Below are 18,389 nucleotides of genomic sequence, written 5' to 3' on the forward strand. Positions count from 1 at the left end.
ATAGCATGAGGGCTGCAGGACTAGTTGTCGGAGGGACGGGATCACATTGGCCGAGTTGAAAGTGGCCCACTGTGCGATGTGCGGCAAAGTGTTTCAGGTCAACCTGCGGAACCTGTGCAATGAATGTGCCGAAATTCACGACCGCCGGTTCGAAGCGGTCGACCGGTATCTGATGAAGAACCGCCATGCGACGACCGAGCAGACGGCGGAAGCAACCGGCGTTCCGATCAAGCAGGTACGGGAATGGATTCGGCAGAAGAAGATCAGCCTGGCCGCCCACCCGAATCTGACGGACGTCTGCGATCTGTGCGGCGGACCTTCCCGGACAGGTCACCTGTGCGCAAAATGCTCCTATCGGCTCAAAAGTGACATCGACAAAATGCTGGCGGAAGAGCAGGCGGAACGCGCGCGCAAGCGCGAACACAGCTATAAGTTGAAGGGGCTGGCCGATGACTGACGGATAGTACAGAAGTGCCGGTTATGTATATTTCCTCCCAGGGCAGCCATACTAAGACCGCCCAAGGAGGTGAACAACATGCCTTCCAACAAACGGAGCAGCAACACGCTCGTCGTGCCGCAGGCAAGCGCCGCGCTTGAGCAGCTGAAATATGAAGTTGCCCAAGAACTCGGCATCCAGATCCCGCAGGACGGGTATTACGGCTACATGGCGACGCGCGATACCGGGGCAATCGGCGGTTATATCACCCGCCGGCTGGTGCAAATCGCGGAAGAACAACTTGCCGGCCGATTCGCAAGATAATCCGGAAACGAAAGATGGAACGGGGTTCCCCGCGGACAGGCGATCCGTCAGCGGAAACCCCGTTCTTTGTTTATGCGAAAGCTGCCCCTTCCTGCCTTGCAGTCTAAGCCAATTGATTCGAGGATTCCGACGGCTTCGGCTGATAGCGGAACATCCAGTTCGCCGTGTTGTAATTCGACTCGTACTGGACGCTCGCCGTCCATTCCCGATTCCGCCGCACGGCAAAATCGAACAGGATCTCGCCGTGGGTCCAGTTCCGTTTCATCCGGAGCGATTCGACGGCCATCCTCCGGAATTCGTTCACCTGCTGAACGGTCAAACCCCGCTCTTTCTCGAGGAAACGGCCGTTGATGCACTCGATCGGATGATGGCGGACGCCGTATTTTCCGATCATGTTGTTGCGGATCTGGATCGTTACCGTTCCCGCCACCGCATCGGTCAGCTCCGTCTCCAACTGGCGGAACACATGGTCGATCTGCCTGGCGAGGGGCATATCCTCCAATCTCATCATTGTCCTCCTTTCTTCCTTGTAATGATAACCCTTCCATAGGGATTACAGCCTAGATTATACAACAATTTACACTATGCGACAATATTGAAAATGATTGCCCATACCAATAGTCCCTGCCATGAAATTAATCGACAATGATAGACCTGGTTCGGCTTCGGTGTTATAATATGGCATAATTCCACAAGTAAGGGAGCAATGCAATATGAGCTGGTTAATGAAGCAATCCATACGGACGAAATGCCTAATCGCCTGCTATGCGGTTGCAGCAGCATTCTCTCTTGCCATGCTGGTTGCAGCGCTGGTCGGCGGCCAGGGAATTTTGCTGCCCCTTTTGCTGATCGTTGTACTGTGCGCCGCTGTCTATCCTCTTGCAACCCTATTTGAGAGAACGCTTACAAATTCGATGGACGAGATGCGCACGGCCGCATACCAGATCGCGAAAGGCGATTTTACCGTCCGGCTTGCGGGCGACGATGACACGGGTACTTCCAGCATCGCCCAGGCCTTCAACAGCATGGTCGAACGGCTGCGCGACATTTTGCGCGAGACGTCGTCGATCACGAGGCTTGTTTCCGATGCAAGCCGCACGATTTATGAACGCAACCAGCAACTGAAAACCGTCATGGAGCAGGTGACCATTTCGGCGGGCGAACTGGCCACCGGCGCGAACCAGATTTCGGAGGACGTCTCGCAGATGAGCGAGTCGATCAGCGAGATTGAAAGCAAGGTGGCCAACTACGCGGATTCGACCCGGCAAATGAATGAACGGTCCGCCCATACGCTGGAACTGGTCCGTCAGGGCCGCCAGGCCGTGGAGAATCAGACCGAGGGCATGCGCCGCAATGTGGAAGCGACCGAAGCCGTTTCCCGCACGATCGAAGAACTGGCGAAACATGCGGACGGCATTTCGAAGATTACCCGCTCCATCTCGGAAATCGCGGATCAGACGAACCTGCTCTCCCTGAACGCTTCGATCGAGGCGGCGCGCGCCGGCGAGCACGGCCGCGGGTTCGCCGTCGTCGCGCAAGAAGTGCGCAAGCTCGCCGAAGAAGCCGGCGCGTCGACGAAGGAAGTGTTCACCCTCGTCCGCGGCATTGAACAGGGAATCAAGAACGCGATCGCCAACATGAAGGTGAACGAGAGCATCGTCCGCGACCAGAACGAATTGATCCGCCAGTCCAACGAAATCTTCAACGAGATTGTGAAGAGCGTGGAGTTCATCTCCGAACAGATGGAAGCCTTTACCCGTGAAAGCGGCGCCATGCTGGAGAGCGCGCGCAAGATCGCGGCTTCGATCCAGAATATCTCCGCCATCACCCAGCAGTCGGCTGCCGGCACCGAGCAGGTGTCCGCGTCCATGAACGAACAGATGGCCGCGGTGCAATCGGTTGTCGACGAAGCCGAGCAAATGCAGCAGACGGTGCTGAAACTGCAGCGCACGATCCAGATTTTCAAAATTTGATATGCTGTCCGATCCCTCCGCAGCCGCCTTGCATGAATCCGGCGCTTTTGCTGCAAGCTAATGGCAGCACGCCGCGGAGGGATCGCTTTTGAACGCTATTCATCTTCCGAAATTATTGTCCGTCATGCTTGCGGCATCGGTCGTGGTGAATGGTCTGCAGCAGCCCGTGCATTCGCCGGCACCCGGGCACGGAAACGGACCCGGCGCAGCGGAGCGGACGGCGGCATTGCCGTCCGGGGAAGCCGTTCGTCATGAATCGGACGCCGTCATCGGACATGCGTTTTCGGAAAAGCCCGGGCGGAAAGTCCGGAAAAAACGTCGCATGAAGAAAGCGCGCTATTCCTGGACCGCGCTCGAACAGCGGCATCCGGGCGCGTTCGTCACCCATGGACCGGTTCATGCCAAAGCCGCCGCGCTGACGTTCGATGATGCGCCCGATCCCCGATTCACGCCGCAAATTCTCGATATTCTCGCCCGGCACCGCGTCCGGGCGACATTCTTTATCGTCGGCAGCCGCGCCCGTGCGCATCCGGAGCTTGTCCGGCGGATCGTGCGGGAAGGCCACCTCATCGGCAACCACTCCGATACGCACGCGCTGCTGACGAACAAGACGGCGGCCGGGTTCGAACGGGAGATCCGGCGCACCGACCAGACGCTGCTTGCGATCACCGGCAGGAAGCCGCGCTTCATCCGGCCGCCGTACGGCGAAATCTCGCCGAAGCAGACGGACTGGACGGCGCGGCGCGGATATATCGTGGTGAACTGGAATGTGGACGCCGTCGACTGGCGCAATACCCCCAGCCGGACGATCCTCGCGAACGTCCGGAAGCAGCTTCGTCCCGGCGCCATCATTCTGCTGCATGCCGGCGGCGGCCGCGGTCAGGATCTGTCGGGCACGATCAACGCGCTGCCGCGGCTGATCGCCATGCTGAAAAAGCAAGGCTACCGGCTGAACACGCTCGACGAGTTGCTCGGCCAGCGCGGCTACAGAACGTAAACCGTAATATACTGGACGCCGAACTTCATCGCCTTCGCGCGGCTGTCCGGCACGAAGATGTCGACTCGGTTCCCCTTGATCGCGCCGCCGGTATCCCTGGCGATCGCATACATGCCGCCCTGCGGCAATCCGTCATAGTCATAGCCGGTAATGTACAGCTTCGATCCGAGCGGAATGACATCGGGATCGACGGCGACCGTGCCGAGGCTCAGCGGATTGCCAAAGTAATCCACCGCTCCCCACTTGCCGTTCTCCTCGGCCGATGCCGTATAGGCCGTCGCTTTCACCTGGATCGCTTTCCGGTATGTCTTCGGCGTCTCTCCGGCTTTGCCTGCGGCGAAGGCGGAGACCGCCTCGGATGCGGAACCGGCCGCGGCGGACTTGGCAGCCGCGGTCGTTCCGGATGCGGCCATCGCTTTCGCGCCGGAGACCGTACTCTTGTTCCCGGCATCCGGTATGATCAATTTCAATCCCTTGTAGATGTTCAGCGGGTCGATGTTCGCGTTTGCCGCCATGAGCTTGTCCAGCGGCACGCCGAACTTTCTCGAAAGTTTCCAGAACGTGTCGTCGTCGCCCGCCGTGTAGACGGTCGCGGCGTCCGCGGCGCCTGACGCGCCGGCCAGCAGCACACCGGCAGCGAGCAGCGCGGCCGAACCGCGGCGAATTTCCCGAAATTTCCTCTGCATCGCAATTCCTCCTCGAACACGAGGTTAGCACGGCGGCAAATCGCAATGTAAGCGGAAAGTCCTTCCACATTCGCGCCAACCCGCATCGGGAAGCGATTATGAGAATTCTTTCAGGATCCGTCTATACGTGAAAAGCCGGGCACGCCCGGCTTTTTCGCTTACTCCAATCCGATCCAGTCCTTGCCCGCGCGCTCCCGCCAGACGCGCCGGATCGCTTCGACCTGCTCGGCGGGCAGCGGTCCCTTCTCGAGCAACTTCGCGTTCTGCGCCCAACGGTCCGGGTTCGACGTGCCGACGATCGCAGTATGCACGCCCGGAATCGACAGCGCGAACCGGAGCGCGATCCCGACCGATTCGTCGAAATCTCCTTTCAGAAAATCATAGTCCAGCACCTGAAGCCGCTCCCAATAAGGCACCGCATACGGGTCCTCCGGCCGCTGGCCCGTCCGCCAGGCGACATTCGCAACCGGCCGCTTCACGATCACGCCCATCCCCCGCTTCTGCGCTTCGGGAAGCGTCAGGTCGATGGCTTCCTGGTCCGCGATGTTCACCGATGTCATGAGCGAATCGAACACGCCGGTCTGCACGGCGTAAAGCGCCGCGTCGGAGTCGCCGCTGTATCCGATGTAGCGGGTTTTTCCCTTTTCCTTGGCCCGCCGGAGCACTTCGATGACGTCGCCTTGCTTCAGCACTTCGAGACTGCAGCTGTGCAGATGAATCAGATCGACATAGTCGGTCTTGAGCCGCTTCAGGCTGCGGTCAATGCTTGCCTCAAGCACCTCCGGCTGCCAATGCTCGCCCGGCAGGCCGGCGGTATGGCCGCATTTCGTGAACAGGTAGTAGTCGCTCCGGCGGTGCGAGACGGCCTGTCCGATCAATTCCTCGCTCGTCTTGTAGCATTCGGCCGTATCGATGACGTTGAGACCCGCATCCAGCGCGCTTCCGAGCAGTCGTTCAACCTCGGACACCGAAGCGCCCCTGAATCCGATCTCCGCACCTCCGAACCCCAGTACGCTGACCGTCATATCGGTATTGCCGTAGCGGCGCATTTCCATGCGTCAGTCCCTCCTTGCCGCAGCATGAGTTTACCCCGCCCATTATACCGCATTTCGTCGCGGGGCATATAGGACGGCTTTGACCAAAAACAGGACACGCTTGAGCAAAATTCGGGAAGAAAAAAACAGCATGGCGCATCTTAGGACTATTTTCCTGCAAAAGAAGGAATCTCCGCGCCGGTGTCGAATGTTAACATTCTGTCTGAGCCATTGTCGGAGGTGAATCATGAGACTGCTGTCCGGATGGTTTCGCAGACGATACACCCTGCTCATCATCCCCGAAGATTCCGACGCCAGCAGCAGAGTGCGTCTGACGATTGTGCCATTCCTGCTTGCCGCGGCTGCCTTCGGCTTGCTGGTTGCAAGCGCGGTCATCTTGCTGGCACTGCGTACGGCAGATGCGCTCCGTATTCAGGCGCTGCATAAAGAACTGGCGGAATCCGCCGACGCCTATGAAGCATCGCTCGCGGACCGCGAACAGTCGATCGCCCTGCTCAAGTCCGAAGTGCTTCGGCTGACCGAGGAAGCCGGCGCCGTAAGGCAGAAGCTCGAAGAACTCGACAAGCTGGAAGCGGAGATTGAGGCCATCGTGGAGATCGCGCTGCCGGGCGAGACGAACGGCCTTGCTTCCACATCCGCCGGCAGGAAAACGGCCGTCACGCCGCTCTCTTATGACGTCGGTGTGGGCGGCGAGAACCATCCCGTCGACGAGGACGGCCTGGCGGAAACCGAAGGTTACGGAAGCGTCAGCCTGATGACTTCATTGAAAGATGAAGCAGAGCTGCTCCGCGCCCGCCTGGCCGCGAAGAAAGAAGAAGCGGACCGCGTGCTGGACAAGCTGCGGATGCTGCCGATTGCATGGCCGACGGACAGTACCCGCATCACTTCCGAATTCGGGCTTCGGTCCGATCCGTTCACGCGGCGGCTTGCACAGCACAGCGGCATCGATCTTGGCGGAAATTCCGGCGAACCGGTCTACGCCGCCGGCGGAGGCACCGTAATTGAATCGGACTATAACCGATCGCGCGGCCATTATATCATCATCGAGCATGAATCGGGTTATAAGAGCGTTTATATGCATTTGCGCAAACGGCTGGCCGGCGCCGGCCAGAAGGTCGAACAGGGCGAGAAAATCGGCCTGCTCGGCTCGTCCGGACGGAGCACCGGCCCGCATCTGCATTTCGAGATCTGGAAAGACGGCCAGGCCGTCGATCCGCTGCCTTACCTGCAGCTGTTCAAGGAGGAGAATTCGTAATGTTCAAATCAGGCAAGTCGAGGTCCGATTCCGCCGCGACGGACACCTATATCGGACCGGGCAGCGCGTTCGAAGGCCGGCTTGAGTCGGACGGCAGCATTCGCATCGAGGGTCGCGTGACCGGCAGCGTGCACAGCAAAGGCGATGTCTCGATCGGCGAGACAGGCGTCGTCGAAGCGGACATCACGGCGCGCAACATCGTCATCGCCGGAACCGTGACGGGAAACGTGCAGGCAACCGAGAAACTGACGATCAAGCCGAAGGGCACGCTGACCGGCGATATTCTCACTGCCCTGCTTGAGATCAACGAGGGCGCCCGCTACGAAGGCAACAGCCGGATGATGCCCGCTGCCGGCGCGGCATCCGAGCAAGGCCGGGACGGGGAGAAAAAAGCCGCCCAGAAGCCGGACGGAGAGAAGCGGCAGGATCAGTCCCGCGCGCAGGAGCAGCAGCGCCAGGAGAAGCGCACCGGCTGATGAAGTCCATCCCGGCCGCATAACGCCATGATTTCCGGTCGATACTAATCGGGTCTCTGCTTTCCCGGAGACAGCTCGATTGCATCGCAACCGGAGGCGATGGCCATGCGGCAATCGGAGGACAGGCGCACGCCTGATCCGGAACACAAGCTGCTCAGCATGTTCCCTGAAGCCGAAGTGTTCGACATTCTGGACGCGTTCGGCGATCCGGACGGCGAGTTCGCGGAGGAACCGGGGGAAGCCCGGCGGATTACGTTATCCCGCGGCAAATCGGAGCCGGAGGCGGATGCCGTCACGAACGACGGTCCGTTCCCCGACGTTCCCGACGCCGACGCCGTCTCGGCCGGCAGCCCGGTCGATCCGGTCTCCCCGCCCGACGAGTTTCACGGCACCGATCTGCTGAACGGCGCCGTCCGGACAGCGGACGAAACAACTCAGGACCGGTAGCGCCCGCAGGCGCATCCGGTCCTGAGTTGTTCATGGCGGGACCAAGCCGCCGCCGCGGCTTCCCGCACGGCCCGCTCGTCACACGCTCTTCTTCGTGTAGCGGTTCGCATACGACGATGCCGCGTAGGATTCGGGCTTCACCCGCGCCGCATAGACGCCCATCGCTTCGACGCGGTCAATCATTTCCTTCACATAGCGCGAAGTCTTGTTGAGCGTCGGGTGCGTCCCGGCGTCGATGTCGATGAAATGCTCAAGCGCGGCTCCCTTGTAGATGTAGGGGAGCACGATTTCCTCCATTTTCCGCAGCGCATCCCCCATGAAATAACTTGCCACTTCCTGCGACAGCATCGTCTCGTAAGAGAGCTTCTCCTTCAGCGAACGCAGTTCGCGCGGCACGATCGTCTGGCGATAGCATGCCCACGCCCCGCGACCGACCCGGCGAATGATGATGCCGGTTACGAACTTCGTGCTTCCGCGGTAAACCTGGCTGTCCGTGCCGACGATGAAATGATACACCGCCTTCGGATCTTTCGCCATGAAGGACAGAATGCGCGCCTGCACGTCGTCGAGGGACAAGCCGCACTCGGAAACGTTCTGGAACACAAGCTCATCTTGCAGCGGCTTGCGCGGTACTCGTGTCATCGGACTACCACCGCCTTGTGAGTCTCGGGAACGCTGGTGCGGAGAAGCTGCGAATATTATTGGATATGGCGGGATTCGTACGTCCCGTCTTCTTCAGTATAACCGATTTTGGCGCATGCTGCCTTCCATGATCCGCCGTTTGAACGGCGCCGCAGCATCAGGATCGGCCCGGCAGCCTGCGTTCGGCGAAGGCCGGACGGGGATGCCGGATCAGTCGCTTGAGGGAACGGAGAAGCCGCCTGCGCCTGCTGGAACGTGACGATGTGTACGGCCGGTCCTGCGGCTTCGCGGCGTAGGTTACGTTCGCATTCAAGCCCCTGCACCTCCTTCGATCCTGCGCTTTGTCTTTTATTATCCGTCAGAATCGCCGGTGGAACAAGACTTATTGCAAACGGAGATCTGCGATTAAAGGCCGTTTTCCCTTCATTCCGGCGTCCTGTGCGGACCGATGCTGCCAAATTTCTGCAACATTTCCGTTTTTGCTTGCGTCCGTATAGACAAACAACACTTGCCGCAACGGGGAGTCATTTCGTATTCGGGAAGGATGGGTGAACGGCAAATGAACAGAAGACGCAACGTTCTTCCGGCGATAGTGGCAGCGCTTGCACTGACCTTGACCGCGGTGCCGCATGCCATCGGCCAACCGGCCGATCCGCCGGATCGGCCCGCGCTCCGCGTCATGGCGGGCGGCGTGCCGCTCAAACTCGACCCCGCGCCGGTCTTCTCGGACGGCATTCTCCTGGCACCGGTCGGGCCGGTCGCGGAACTGCTGGGCGCGGACGTCGACGTCCGGATGGAGCTGAACGGAAAGCGCAGCATCATGCTCGTCAAAGGCGACCGGACGGCGGAACTGACGATCGGATCGAAGATCATGATCGTGAACGGCGTCGAAACGGAACTGCCCGCGGCGCCGGCATGGCGAAGCGGCACCGCGATGGCGCCGCTGCGCGCCGTCGCCGAAGCGTTCGGCGAATCCGTCGTCTGGGAAGCCGGCTCGAATACCGCGCACATCGGGCGCACACCCGAGCTGCCGGTCGTCGGTTCGCTGGAGAAGCTGCGCGAACTGCTGGCGGAGGCCGGGACGTCGATTATCCGGTTTCCCACGGCGATGGCCGTGCTCGGGGATGCAAGAATCGCGGCCGTAGTCGATCAAAAAGGCTCCGCCGATGCCTCAAGCGGCGCATCCCCGTCCGCGGGTGCCGGCTATGCGGGTGCCGACTATTCGAAGACGAATGTGCAGGTTGAAGGCGTCGATGAGGCGGATTGGGCGAAAACGGACGGCCGGTTCATCTATCAGCTCAGCGGGGGCCGCGTCCTGATCGCCGATATCCGGAATCCCGAATCGCCGCGGCTGGCCGCCGTACTGGACTACGCCGACGACAAGCACCGGTTCCGTCCGCAGGAGCTGTATGTCTCCGGCGGCAGGCTGGTCGTCATCGGAACGGCGTACCGGCAGAACGAGGCGCAGTCGGACCCGGCCTACGAAACGCAGCGGGATCTCGACGCGAAATCCAAGGAGATCATGATCTGGCCGCCGATTCAGGATCTGTCGTTCACCGCGGCCAGGGTCTATGAGCTGGATGGCAGCGGCGCGCCCGTCCTGGTGCGTGAACTGGAAATCGAGGGCCGCTATGTCACCTCCCGCATGGTCGGCAGCGCATTATATCTGGTGGCGAACAAGTACAACCCTGTCTATCCGCTTCTTGATCCCGAGACGGAACTGCGGCCGCAGGACTTCGAACCGGTATGGCGGGACACCGCCGGTTCGGATGAACCGAAGAGCATTCCGCTGAACCGGATTCACTATTTCCCGGACTCGCCGGAGAGCGGCACGCTGCTCATCGGCGCGGTCGATCTGGACGTTTCCGGCGCGCCCATGCAGGTATCGGCCTATCTCGGTTCTGCCGGCACGGTCTACGCATCGGCGGAGAATCTGTACATTGCGGTTGCGAAGCACGACTGGCCGACGGATAGCTCCGGCGCCCCGAACCGGTCCGTTCAGCCGAAACTGCAGACGGATCTGTACAAATTCCGGCTGGACGGCGGCTCCGCAATCTATGCCGGCCAGGGCAGCGTGCCCGGTCATGTGCTGAACCAGTTCTCCATGGACGAATACGGCGGCCATTTCCGGATCGCGACGACTTCGGGCCATATGTGGGCGGAAGGCGATAATATTTCGAAGAACAATCTGTATGTGCTCGACGAATGGCTGAGGACGGTCGGCCGCCTCGAGGATCTCGCGCCGGGCGAACGCATCTATTCCGTGCGCTTCATGGGCAGCCGCGCATACATGGTCACGTTCCGCAACGTCGACCCGCTGTTCGCGATCGATCTGTCCGATCCGAAGCAGCCGGCCGTGCTCGGCCAGTTGAAAATCCCGGGCTACAGCGACTATCTCCACCCCTATGACGAAAACCATCTGATCGGGTTCGGCAAGGAGACGATCGAGATTGCGCCGCGCGACGGCCGCGGCGAACCGATCGCCTACTATCTCGGGATGAAGCTGTCGCTGTTCGATGTGACCGACGTGTCGAAGCCGATCGAGAAGTTCAAGGAAGTGATCGGCGACCGCGGCACCCACTCGGAGTTGCTGCAAGACCACAAAGCGCTGCTGTTCGACCGCGAAAGAGGGCTGATGGCGTTCCCGGTCGATCTGGCGGAGGTGAAAGAGGGGGCGCAGCGGGACGGCTACGACATCCCGCTGCACGGCGAATTCACCTGGCAGGGCGCCTATGTCTATCAGATCGATCCGGAGAACGGGTTCAGGCTCAAGGGACGGATCACGCATCTGTCCGAACAAGATCTGCTGAAATCCGGGCAATACGGATACGACTATACGAAAGCGGTGCGGCGGATTCTGTACGCCGGCGATACGCTGTACACCCTGTCCGATGCGATGCTGAAAGCAAGCGCGACGGATACGCTGGCGGAACGCGGAACGCTCCGCTATCCCGAGCCGAAACCGCCCGAAGCCATCGCCTACCCGGCTGATCCGATCCGCATCATGCGCTGAAATCCCCGCAACATGACAACAGGGCTGCAATCCGGATGCGCGGCCATCGCGGCATTCGGAACGCAGCCCTGTTCGTCAGTTCGTAATCAGCAGCACAATGTCCTCGAACGAATCGCGGCCCTCGGCCGCCAGCTCGAGCAGGAAATCGACGCGGTAGCTGGAGACGAATTCATAGTTCTTCGTGTAGCATTGGACCAGTTCGACGGCCGTCTCCGGCGTCAGCTCCCCGCGATGCGCGGCGATGCCGGTGAGATGCAGCTTGATCATCGCGAAATCGACGGCAAGCGTCCGGTACAGCGTGCCGATGCGCTGACCGCTCCTCAGACCCGGCAGAAACGTGCCGTACACCTGATTGACCGCATAATTCTCGAAGAAATGGCCGTAGCGCGCGATGAACGGCGCCACATGCGCGGCGAACGTCTCCTCGTAATGACGGACGACCTGATCCGCGGCTTCGCCGCGCTGCGTCATGCCGCGCACATACTCGGCGACGCACCGTTCGTAGCGGCGGTTCCAGATCGTCCCTTCCAGCCGGCGCATCAGATAGCCGTTCAACATCCGGATCTGGAACGCCGTGTCGCGCGGGAAGGCGGCGTACTCGCGCAGATCCGGGTTGTCGGCGAGCCCGCCCGCCGCCTCGGCTTCGAAATCGGCAAGGAACGCCGGAATCGCCTCCGGATCGCCGACCGCGGCGAGGCGATCCAGCTCCTCGCACATGAGGCCGAGCAGGATGAGCCGATGCGGGAAGGCGTAGCGCCGCATTTTCAGCATGCGGATGATCGCGCCGCGGATCACCGCCGCATGCGGCATATGCCGCGCCGTGGACGGCGGACGGTTCACGCTCAGGTTCGGCGTGTGCACGTCGTCCGAGGTGACGAATTCGCAGGCGTCTTCATGGAGCAGCGCAAGCCGGGCCGCTTCCGGGCAGGAGAGCGCCGCCGAAATTTCGAGCGTGCCGCCTTCGGCGTTCACCTTGCGCGGATAAGTGGCGCAGGTCGCGCTGAGCATCGCTTCGCCGTGCTTCGCCTGGATCGTGCACAGTCCGTCGTCCCCGAGCATGGCGCAATGGCCGGTTGCGGGATTCAGCTCGAACGACGCGTAATCGCGGTCGGTGCCTTCCGTCTTCAAATTGAGCTTCGACAGAATGCGCCGGCGCTCATGCTCGTCCTCGATGGCGCGATACCGGTCATACGCCCGCCGGTCGACACTGATGCCCCACCACGCGCAGCATGTGTCTTCGCAGGCCGGCCCGATGCACCGGAACCGCTCCATGTAGCGCGGCATTTCATACCGTGTCTTCATGACCTCTCCTCTTGCGATGCGAAGTAATCCTCCAGCCCCTGCGCAATCGCCCGCGCCGCCGCGAGCTGGTAGCTTTCCGTCCGCGCCAGCCCTTCGTCCCGCTCATTCGTCAGAAAACCGAGCTCGAGAAGCACGGCCGGCAGGCTGTTCTCGCGCACGACATGGAAATTGCCGAACGAGATGCCGTTGCTGTCGAGACCGAGCCCGCCTTCGGCCAGCCGATGCTCGATCGCGGCGGCCAGCGGCTTGTCCTTCCCGGCGCTGTAGTAGAATGTCAGAATGCCCGAAGCCTTCGTCTCGGCCGAGTTGTAGTGGATGCTGACGAACGCATCGCCGCCGGACCGTGCGGCGATCTCGACCCGCTCCTGCAGGGACGGCTTCTCTTCGTCCGCCGCCCGCGTCATGACGACAACGGCGCCGCGAAGCTCCAGCTCCCGCTTCAGCAGAAGCGCGGTGGACAGGTTCAGCGTCTTCTCGTATGTACCGTAGGTGGTGCCGATCGTGCCGGAATCGTTCCCCCCGTGTCCGGGATCGACGACGATGACCCGTCCCCGCAGCGCATCGCCGGCCGAATCGCCGTCCGTCCGAAATCCGATGTAGGCGGCCGCGATCCAGCCGGCCAGTCCGCTCTCCGTCTCGATGCGGTACCACTCGCCTTCGCTCGCGATCACCGACACCCGGTCGCCCCGGTTCAGATGGCCTTCGATCTCGTAGTCGGTCCCCGGCCCCGTCCGGACCCGCACGGCATCGCCCAGCACATGGCCGGTGCGCACGGCGTTATCCGCCGTCTCGGTCTCCACCGGCTTCCGGGACGCTGTGCCGCGGATGCCCCGGCCGATCGCCTTCGGATTGGACGGGGGCGGCGCGGCGTCCGTCAACCCGTCCTCATCCGGCCCGGTGACGGTGCCGTCATCCGCCGGCTGCAGATAGTCCGAATGCGCCCATCCGGTCAGTTCGCCCGCCCGGACCCGGAACCATTCGCCCGATTCTTCAAGCTTCTCCACCACCGCGCCCTGCTTGAGCTTTCCGATCACCGGCGCGGTGAGCGACGGCTCGCCGCGCACGTTGAGAATATCCGCCGTCACCGTGTAACGGGATACCGCCGCGGACGCGGAGTTTGCCGATGCCGGAGATTCCGCGCCAGGCGCCGCATCCGCCGGCAGCCCGAGAACGGCTATAAGGCAGCAGGCCGCCGCAACAAGAAACACTCTGATCATGGACACCCCGCCATCAGTCGACAAAATGATAGCTCTATTATAGCAGTCCGCCTCCAAATTCCGCCATCATTCCGATAGAAATAGAATAAAAGTCGGCGGCCGCGGCCGGAGCGGGCGGTTTCCCGGCTGCCCCGGTTCCGCCCGCTTCGGACTACAACCGCCGATTGTAGAGATAGGTGCCGACCAGCGCGGCCGCTCCGATCAGCGCCAGCGCGCCGCCGATGGCGTATGCGTGGCCCGCGCCGAACAGCTGGATGGCGTAGCCGCCGGCGGCGTTGCCGACAAGGCCGCCCAGACCGGCGAAGGTGACCGCGAACGCCGACTGTCCGGTCGCCCGCAGCTCGGCGGGCACAATCGTCATCATATAATGAATGGTCGCCAGGAAGAACAGCGGGAACGTCGCGCCGTGCAGCACCTGGGCGGCGATCAGGACGGCCGCGCTGTCCGTCGCGCTGTAGATGAACCAGCGGATTGAATAGATGACCGCCGCGATGGTCATGATGCCGATGGCGTTCCATCTGCGGAACAGCCGGCCCGCGAACATCATGGCCGGTATGGTGCTCATCGTGCCGAAGAACCACGCGATGCCGATGATCGATTCCGGCGCCTCAAGCTCCTTCAGGTAAAGCGACAGCATCGAATCGTTCATCCTGTGCGGAATGCCGACGATGAGCACGATGAGCAGCAGCCACAGCAGACGCCGCTGCATGAACAGCTTGCCGAGCGCCTTCAGATTGACCGGCGCCGGCGTCACCTTCGATTCGCGCAGTTGCAGCGCCGCCATGACGGCGATGACGCCGCACGACAGAAAAATGATCCACAGCTTGTCGATGCCGACCGCTTTGACGAGATATCCGACCGAAAGCGCCGACACGCCGACGCCGATTTCGCCCCAGACGCGCATGCGCCCGAACTCCCGGCGATGTTCCTGCGCGTAGGAGAGGCTGAGCGCTTCGGCGAGCGGCCCGATCGGGCTGCTGAAGAACATGTAGCACGCGTACATCACGATGATGAGCAGCAGATGCTCCATGGCGAACAGACCGGTGCTGGCGATCAGACAACTGATGAGCAGCAGGAACAGGATGCGTTTGACCGTTTTCTTTTTGTCGCTGATATATGCCCAGAAAGGCTGCGAGACGATCGAGACCAGGGCGCCGACGGCCATGATCGTGCCGATCTGGCCCGCTTCGAACCCCTTGTGCAAAAGATAAGGCGTCAGATAGAAGCTGACGACGCCGAACATGCCGAATACGATAAACATGAACAACGAGATGCGAAACATGTCCAAAAGGCCTCCCGAAAGCTGACGAACCTTGACGCACACAAGCTCTATCGTATCACAGCCGGATTGATAGAAATAGTCAGCCATTTGATATTTCGGCCGAAAAACGCAAAGAAAAAAACGGGAGAATCGTCTCCCGTCTGCAGCGCATCGGCCGCTTCACCCGGCGGTCGGGTCAACGCGACTTGTACCACTCCGCAAGCACCTGACCCGCCCGCTTGCCGTAGATGTCGAACCCGACATTGCGCTTCGCTTCGTGGGTCGGATACAGGCGCACGCTCCAGTCCCACCAGAAAAATCCGGAGAACCACGGCTGATCGCTGAACACCTTGAGCGCCGAGCTGTAGAAATTCGCCTGCTCGTCCTCGTCGAACGGCAAATCCCGGTGCATGAAATCCCAGGGCATCGCCGAGCAGCCGCGCGCGCTCCGGCAGCCGATCTCGACGAACACGACGGGCTTGCCGAACTTCCGGTGCAGCCGCTCCATCTTGTCGCGCACCGGCAGCCACTTCCCGATCATGTCCGCTTCCGTTGCGCCCGGACCGCCGACCGGGTAGTAGGCGCTCGTGCCGATCAGGTCGACCTGGTCAAACCACTCGACGCCTTCTTCCTTGCCGTGATTCGCGTTATAGATGAGGGGTCCGCTGTACACTTCGCGCACGCGGGCGATCGTCTTCATCCATCGCTCCGTCTGCGGCTCGGTGCCGATCATCTCGCAGCCGACGCAGAACATGTCGCAGCCGAGCTCTTCCGCGAGTTCCGCATAGTGAACCAGAAAATTCGTGTAGGATTCGAACCATCGGTCCCAATACACGGCCGCTTCCGGCGTGTGCGGAAACCCGATATGCGCGCGCCAGATGCGGTCCTTCGAGTTGACGACCGGTTTCAGCAGCACCTTCAGGCCGAGCTTCTTCGCCTCGCCCACGGCGTGCGCGATGTCGCGGTCGGTCACCGTGTAGCCGTAGTCGAACGTGATCTGCGTCGCATGCACATTCTCCTGCCAGGTCCAGAACGACAGCGCCACCCAGTCGCAGCCGTGTTCCTTCAGCTTCCGCAGCGAATCGGCCGCCTCTTCCGTCCGGTAATCGCCGCGCTTTCCTCCCCATCCCCAGGTCATGCCTTTCATGAACAACCGTTCCATCCGCCCGCTCCCCGCTAATGTCGTAATGTAACAAAGCTAATATATCACGGGCGCGGGCGTTCGGGAACATCATTTGCGTGCGCACGATGCGCAGCAGACCGCCATCCGCTTCACACCATCAGTTCGCAGATGTCGTTCGCGAAGGCGACCGGATCTTCAACCGGCAAGCCCTCAATCAGAAGCGCCTGGTTGTACAGCAGATTCGTGTAGCGCCGCAGCGTGTCTCCGCCGGCGGCATGGGCGCGCTTCAGCGACTCGTACACGTTGTGGCCTGTGTTGATCTCGAGCACCTTGTCCGCCCGCACGTCCTTGCCGTGCGGCGTCTGGCGCAGCACCTTCTCCATCTCGATCGACAGCTCGCCTTCCGCGGTCAGGCAGACCGGATGGGACTTCAGCCGCTTCGACGCCCGGACGTCCTTCACCTTGTCGCCAAGCACTTCCTTCATCGCCTTGAACAGCTCCTGCTGCTCCTTCGCTTCCGCGTCGGACGGCTTGTCCTGTTCATCCGGCTCGATGCCGAGATCGCCGCCGGAGATGGAGCGGAACTCCTTGTCCTTGTATTTCTGAAGCACCTTGACCGCGAACTCGTCGATGTCTTCCGTCAGGTACAGCAGCTCGTATCCTTTGCCCAGCACGAGCTCCGCCTGCGGCAGCTTGTCGATCCGCTCGACCGATTCGCCCGTCGCATAGTAGATGTATTTCTGATCCTCGGGCATGCGCGACACATATTCATCCAGCGTGACGAGCTTCTTCTCCTTCGACGAGCGGAACATCAGCAGATCCTGCAGGTCTTCCCGGTTCGCGCCGAATTCGTTGTAGACGCCGAATTTGAGCTGGCGGCCGAACGCGGCGAAGAACTTCTCATATTTCTCCCGGTCGTCCTTCAGCAGAGACAGCAGATGGCTCTTGATCCGGTTCCGGATATTCTTCGCGATCTGCTTGAGCTGGCGGTCATGCTGGAGCATTTCCCTGGAAATGTTCAGCGACAGATCCTCGGACTCGACCATCCCCTTGACGAAGCTGAAATGGTCGGGCAGCAGATCCGGGCACTTGTTCATGATGAGCACGCCGCTCGAGTACAGCTCAAGGCCTTTCTCGTATTCCTTCGTGTAATAGTCGAAGGGCGCCTGCTCCGGAATGAACAGAATCGCGTTGTAGACGACGGCGCCGTCCGCGCTGATGTGCAGATACGTGAGCGGTTTGTCGAAGCCGTAATGTTTTTCAAAATAGAAGTTTTCGTAGTCCTCGGGCTTCAGCTCGCTCTTGTTCCGGCGCCAGATCGGCACCATGCTGTTGATCGTCTCTTCGGTCTTGTATTCCTCGTATTCGTTCTCCGTGCCTTCCTTCTTCCGCGTGCGGGTGACGTCCATCTTGATCGGATAGCGGATGAAGTCGGAATACTTTTTGATGATTTGCCGCAGCCGGTACTCTTCAAGGAACTCGTCGTAGTTGTCCTCGTCGGTGTTCGCCTTGATTTTCAGGATGATGTCGGTGCCGACCTTGTCTTTCTCCCAGGGCTCGACCGTGAAGCCGTCCGCGCCGGACGATTCCCACTTGAACGCCTTGTCGCTGCCGAGCGCCCGGCTGATGACGGTCACCGTCTCCGCGACCATGAACGCGGAGTAGAAGCCGACGCCGAACTGGCCGATGATATTGTGGCCGTCCTTCGCCTCGAACTGCTGCTTGAACGCGAGCGAGCCGCTCTTCGCGATGACGCCGAGATTGTTCACCAGCTCTTCCTCGGTCATGCCGATGCCCGTGTCGGAGATCGTCAGCGTCCGGTTCGCCTTGTCCGGCACGATTTTGATATAGTAGTCGTCCTTGTTGAACGTCAGGCTGTCATCCGTGAGCGCCTTGTAGTAGATCTTGTCGATCGCGTCGCTGGCGTTGGAGATCAGCTCCCGGAGGAAGATTTCCCGCTGGGTGTAGATAGCATTGATCATCAGTTCCAGCAATCGTTTCGATTCGGCCTGGAACTCCTGTTTCACCGCCATGCACCATTCCCCTTTCCGATCATGGTGTAAAAAATGAAACAGCCTCCCGCAAGACTTCGGCGCCAGAGCCGAAACCATGGCGTACCGTGCGGGAATGCCGTTTGATGCAAGGTGTTAGCACTCTAATCTCGAGAGTGCCAATTTCTATA

Annotated in this window: 18 protein-coding genes; 8 read left to right on the top strand and 10 right to left on the bottom strand. The window is 61.0% G+C overall.

What is annotated here, in order from left to right; all coding sequences use genetic code 11:
• Positions 1-46 precede the first annotated feature (46 nt).
• Entirely contained in the window at positions 47-457 is a 411-nt protein-coding gene (locus C6W55_RS07225; protein ID WP_286892101.1) for a hypothetical protein, read from the top strand.
• Between the two features lie 78 nt (positions 458-535).
• Positions 536-760 (top strand): alpha/beta-type small acid-soluble spore protein, encoded by a 225-nt coding sequence (locus tag C6W55_RS07230; protein ID WP_015253792.1) that lies wholly within the window; start codon positions 536-538, stop codon positions 758-760.
• A gap of 103 nt (positions 761-863) precedes the next feature.
• Here the strand turns inward: C6W55_RS07230 and C6W55_RS07235 are convergent, their stop codons facing one another.
• Positions 864-1,268 carry an O-methyltransferase gene (locus C6W55_RS07235; RefSeq protein WP_286892103.1) on the bottom strand — a complete coding sequence of 135 codons (405 nt, stop codon included), beginning with the start codon at positions 1,266-1,268 and terminating at the stop codon, positions 864-866.
• A 205-nt stretch (positions 1,269-1,473) separates the two neighbouring features.
• Between C6W55_RS07235 and C6W55_RS07240 the strand changes: the two genes are divergently transcribed.
• Positions 1,474-2,733: a methyl-accepting chemotaxis protein gene (locus C6W55_RS07240; RefSeq protein WP_015253790.1), complete on the top strand. Its 1,260-nt coding sequence runs from the start codon at positions 1,474-1,476 to the stop codon at positions 2,731-2,733.
• 322 nt (positions 2,734-3,055) lie between these two features.
• Positions 3,056-3,730: a polysaccharide deacetylase family protein gene (locus C6W55_RS07245; protein WP_286892105.1), complete on the top strand. Its 675-nt coding sequence runs from the start codon at positions 3,056-3,058 to the stop codon at positions 3,728-3,730.
• Here C6W55_RS07245 and C6W55_RS07250 read toward each other — a convergent pair.
• Entirely contained in the window at positions 3,718-4,416 is a 699-nt protein-coding gene (locus tag C6W55_RS07250) for a 3D domain-containing protein (RefSeq protein WP_286892106.1), read from the bottom strand. The two genes, C6W55_RS07245 and C6W55_RS07250, sit on opposite strands and share 13 nt — an antisense overlap.
• A 158-nt stretch (positions 4,417-4,574) precedes the next feature.
• Positions 4,575-5,471, bottom strand: a complete 897-nt coding sequence (locus C6W55_RS07255) for an aldo/keto reductase (RefSeq protein ID WP_213486662.1) — start codon at positions 5,469-5,471, stop codon at positions 4,575-4,577.
• Positions 5,472-5,697: 226 nt separating this feature from the next.
• On the opposite strand from C6W55_RS07255, the gene C6W55_RS07260 reads away from it, so the two are divergent.
• From C6W55_RS07260 to C6W55_RS07270, 3 genes are all read left to right on the top strand, one after another.
• Positions 5,698-6,726 carry a M23 family metallopeptidase gene (locus C6W55_RS07260; protein ID WP_286892107.1) on the top strand — a complete coding sequence of 343 codons (1,029 nt, stop codon included), beginning with the start codon at positions 5,698-5,700 and terminating at the stop codon, positions 6,724-6,726.
• Positions 6,726-7,202 carry a bactofilin family protein gene (locus tag C6W55_RS07265; protein WP_286892109.1) on the top strand — a complete coding sequence of 159 codons (477 nt, stop codon included), beginning with the start codon at positions 6,726-6,728 and terminating at the stop codon, positions 7,200-7,202. The genes C6W55_RS07260 and C6W55_RS07265 overlap by 1 nt, the downstream gene beginning before the upstream one ends.
• A 105-nt stretch (positions 7,203-7,307) precedes the next feature.
• On the top strand, positions 7,308-7,649 hold the full coding sequence (locus C6W55_RS07270; protein WP_286892110.1) for a hypothetical protein: 342 nt from the start codon (positions 7,308-7,310) through the stop codon (positions 7,647-7,649).
• A gap of 78 nt (positions 7,650-7,727) precedes the next feature.
• Here the strand turns inward: C6W55_RS07270 and C6W55_RS07275 are convergent, their stop codons facing one another.
• Together C6W55_RS07275 and C6W55_RS07280 are read right to left on the bottom strand one after the other, a co-directional pair.
• Complete coding sequence (locus tag C6W55_RS07275) at positions 7,728-8,291, bottom strand: ribonuclease H-like YkuK family protein (protein ID WP_286892112.1); 564 nt, start codon at positions 8,289-8,291, stop codon at positions 7,728-7,730.
• Between the two features lie 157 nt (positions 8,292-8,448).
• Positions 8,449-8,604, bottom strand: a complete 156-nt coding sequence (locus C6W55_RS07280) for a hypothetical protein (protein ID WP_157373517.1) — start codon at positions 8,602-8,604, stop codon at positions 8,449-8,451.
• Positions 8,605-8,850: 246 nt separating this feature from the next.
• Here C6W55_RS07280 and C6W55_RS07285 point away from each other — a divergent pair, with 246 nt between their 5' ends.
• Positions 8,851-11,304 (top strand): beta-propeller domain-containing protein, encoded by a 2,454-nt coding sequence (locus C6W55_RS07285; RefSeq protein WP_286892113.1) that lies wholly within the window; start codon positions 8,851-8,853, stop codon positions 11,302-11,304.
• A 75-nt stretch (positions 11,305-11,379) separates the two neighbouring features.
• On the opposite strand, the gene fliB is transcribed toward C6W55_RS07285, so the two are convergent.
• The 5 genes from fliB to htpG all read right to left on the bottom strand — a co-directional run bounded on the left by fliB (position 11,380) and on the right by htpG (position 18,240).
• Positions 11,380-12,606 (bottom strand): flagellin lysine-N-methylase, encoded by a 1,227-nt coding sequence (fliB, locus tag C6W55_RS07290; RefSeq protein WP_286892114.1) that lies wholly within the window; start codon positions 12,604-12,606, stop codon positions 11,380-11,382.
• Complete coding sequence (locus C6W55_RS07295) at positions 12,603-13,823, bottom strand: N-acetylmuramoyl-L-alanine amidase family protein (protein WP_286892115.1); 1,221 nt, start codon at positions 13,821-13,823, stop codon at positions 12,603-12,605. The genes fliB and C6W55_RS07295 overlap by 4 nt, the downstream gene beginning before the upstream one ends.
• 151 nt (positions 13,824-13,974) lie before the next feature.
• Complete coding sequence (locus tag C6W55_RS07300; protein WP_286892116.1) at positions 13,975-15,105, bottom strand: MFS transporter; 1,131 nt, start codon at positions 15,103-15,105, stop codon at positions 13,975-13,977.
• Between the two features lie 175 nt (positions 15,106-15,280).
• On the bottom strand, positions 15,281-16,246 hold the full coding sequence (locus C6W55_RS07305; RefSeq protein WP_015253778.1) for a glycoside hydrolase family 113: 966 nt from the start codon (positions 16,244-16,246) through the stop codon (positions 15,281-15,283).
• A 110-nt stretch (positions 16,247-16,356) separates the two neighbouring features.
• A complete protein-coding gene (gene htpG, locus C6W55_RS07310; RefSeq protein WP_286892117.1) occupies positions 16,357-18,240 on the bottom strand; it encodes a molecular chaperone HtpG in 1,884 nt (627 codons plus the stop codon).
• Positions 18,241-18,389 lie beyond the last annotated feature (149 nt).

It is taken from the genome of Thermobacillus sp., assembly GCF_003390775.1.
Classification (GTDB): Bacteria; Bacillota; Bacilli; order Paenibacillales; family Paenibacillaceae; genus Thermobacillus; species Thermobacillus xylanilyticus.

Bases quoted from the DNA above. Each gene is read 5' to 3' on its own strand.
- C6W55_RS07230 (WP_015253792.1), top strand. From the start codon at position 536: ATGCCTTCCAACAAACGGAGCAGCAACACGCTCGTCGTGCCGCAGGCA.
- C6W55_RS07235 (WP_286892103.1), bottom strand. From the start codon at position 1,268: ATGAGATTGGAGGATATGCCCCTCGCCAGGCAGATCGACCATGTGTTC.
- C6W55_RS07240 (WP_015253790.1), top strand. From the start codon at position 1,474: ATGAGCTGGTTAATGAAGCAATCCATACGGACGAAATGCCTAATCGCC.
- C6W55_RS07245 (WP_286892105.1), top strand. From the start codon at position 3,056: ATGAAGAAAGCGCGCTATTCCTGGACCGCGCTCGAACAGCGGCATCCG.
- C6W55_RS07250 (WP_286892106.1), bottom strand. From the start codon at position 4,416: ATGCAGAGGAAATTTCGGGAAATTCGCCGCGGTTCGGCCGCGCTGCTC.
- C6W55_RS07255 (WP_213486662.1), bottom strand. From the start codon at position 5,471: ATGGAAATGCGCCGCTACGGCAATACCGATATGACGGTCAGCGTACTG.
- C6W55_RS07260 (WP_286892107.1), top strand. From the start codon at position 5,698: ATGAGACTGCTGTCCGGATGGTTTCGCAGACGATACACCCTGCTCATC.
- C6W55_RS07265 (WP_286892109.1), top strand. From the start codon at position 6,726: ATGTTCAAATCAGGCAAGTCGAGGTCCGATTCCGCCGCGACGGACACC.
- C6W55_RS07270 (WP_286892110.1), top strand. From the start codon at position 7,308: ATGCGGCAATCGGAGGACAGGCGCACGCCTGATCCGGAACACAAGCTG.
- C6W55_RS07275 (WP_286892112.1), bottom strand. From the start codon at position 8,291: ATGACACGAGTACCGCGCAAGCCGCTGCAAGATGAGCTTGTGTTCCAG.
- C6W55_RS07285 (WP_286892113.1), top strand. From the start codon at position 8,851: ATGAACAGAAGACGCAACGTTCTTCCGGCGATAGTGGCAGCGCTTGCA.
- fliB (WP_286892114.1), bottom strand. From the start codon at position 12,606: ATGAAGACACGGTATGAAATGCCGCGCTACATGGAGCGGTTCCGGTGC.
- C6W55_RS07295 (WP_286892115.1), bottom strand. From the start codon at position 13,823: ATGATCAGAGTGTTTCTTGTTGCGGCGGCCTGCTGCCTTATAGCCGTT.
- C6W55_RS07300 (WP_286892116.1), bottom strand. From the start codon at position 15,105: ATGTTTCGCATCTCGTTGTTCATGTTTATCGTATTCGGCATGTTCGGC.
- C6W55_RS07305 (WP_015253778.1), bottom strand. From the start codon at position 16,246: ATGGAACGGTTGTTCATGAAAGGCATGACCTGGGGATGGGGAGGAAAG.
- htpG (WP_286892117.1), bottom strand. From the start codon at position 18,240: ATGGCGGTGAAACAGGAGTTCCAGGCCGAATCGAAACGATTGCTGGAA.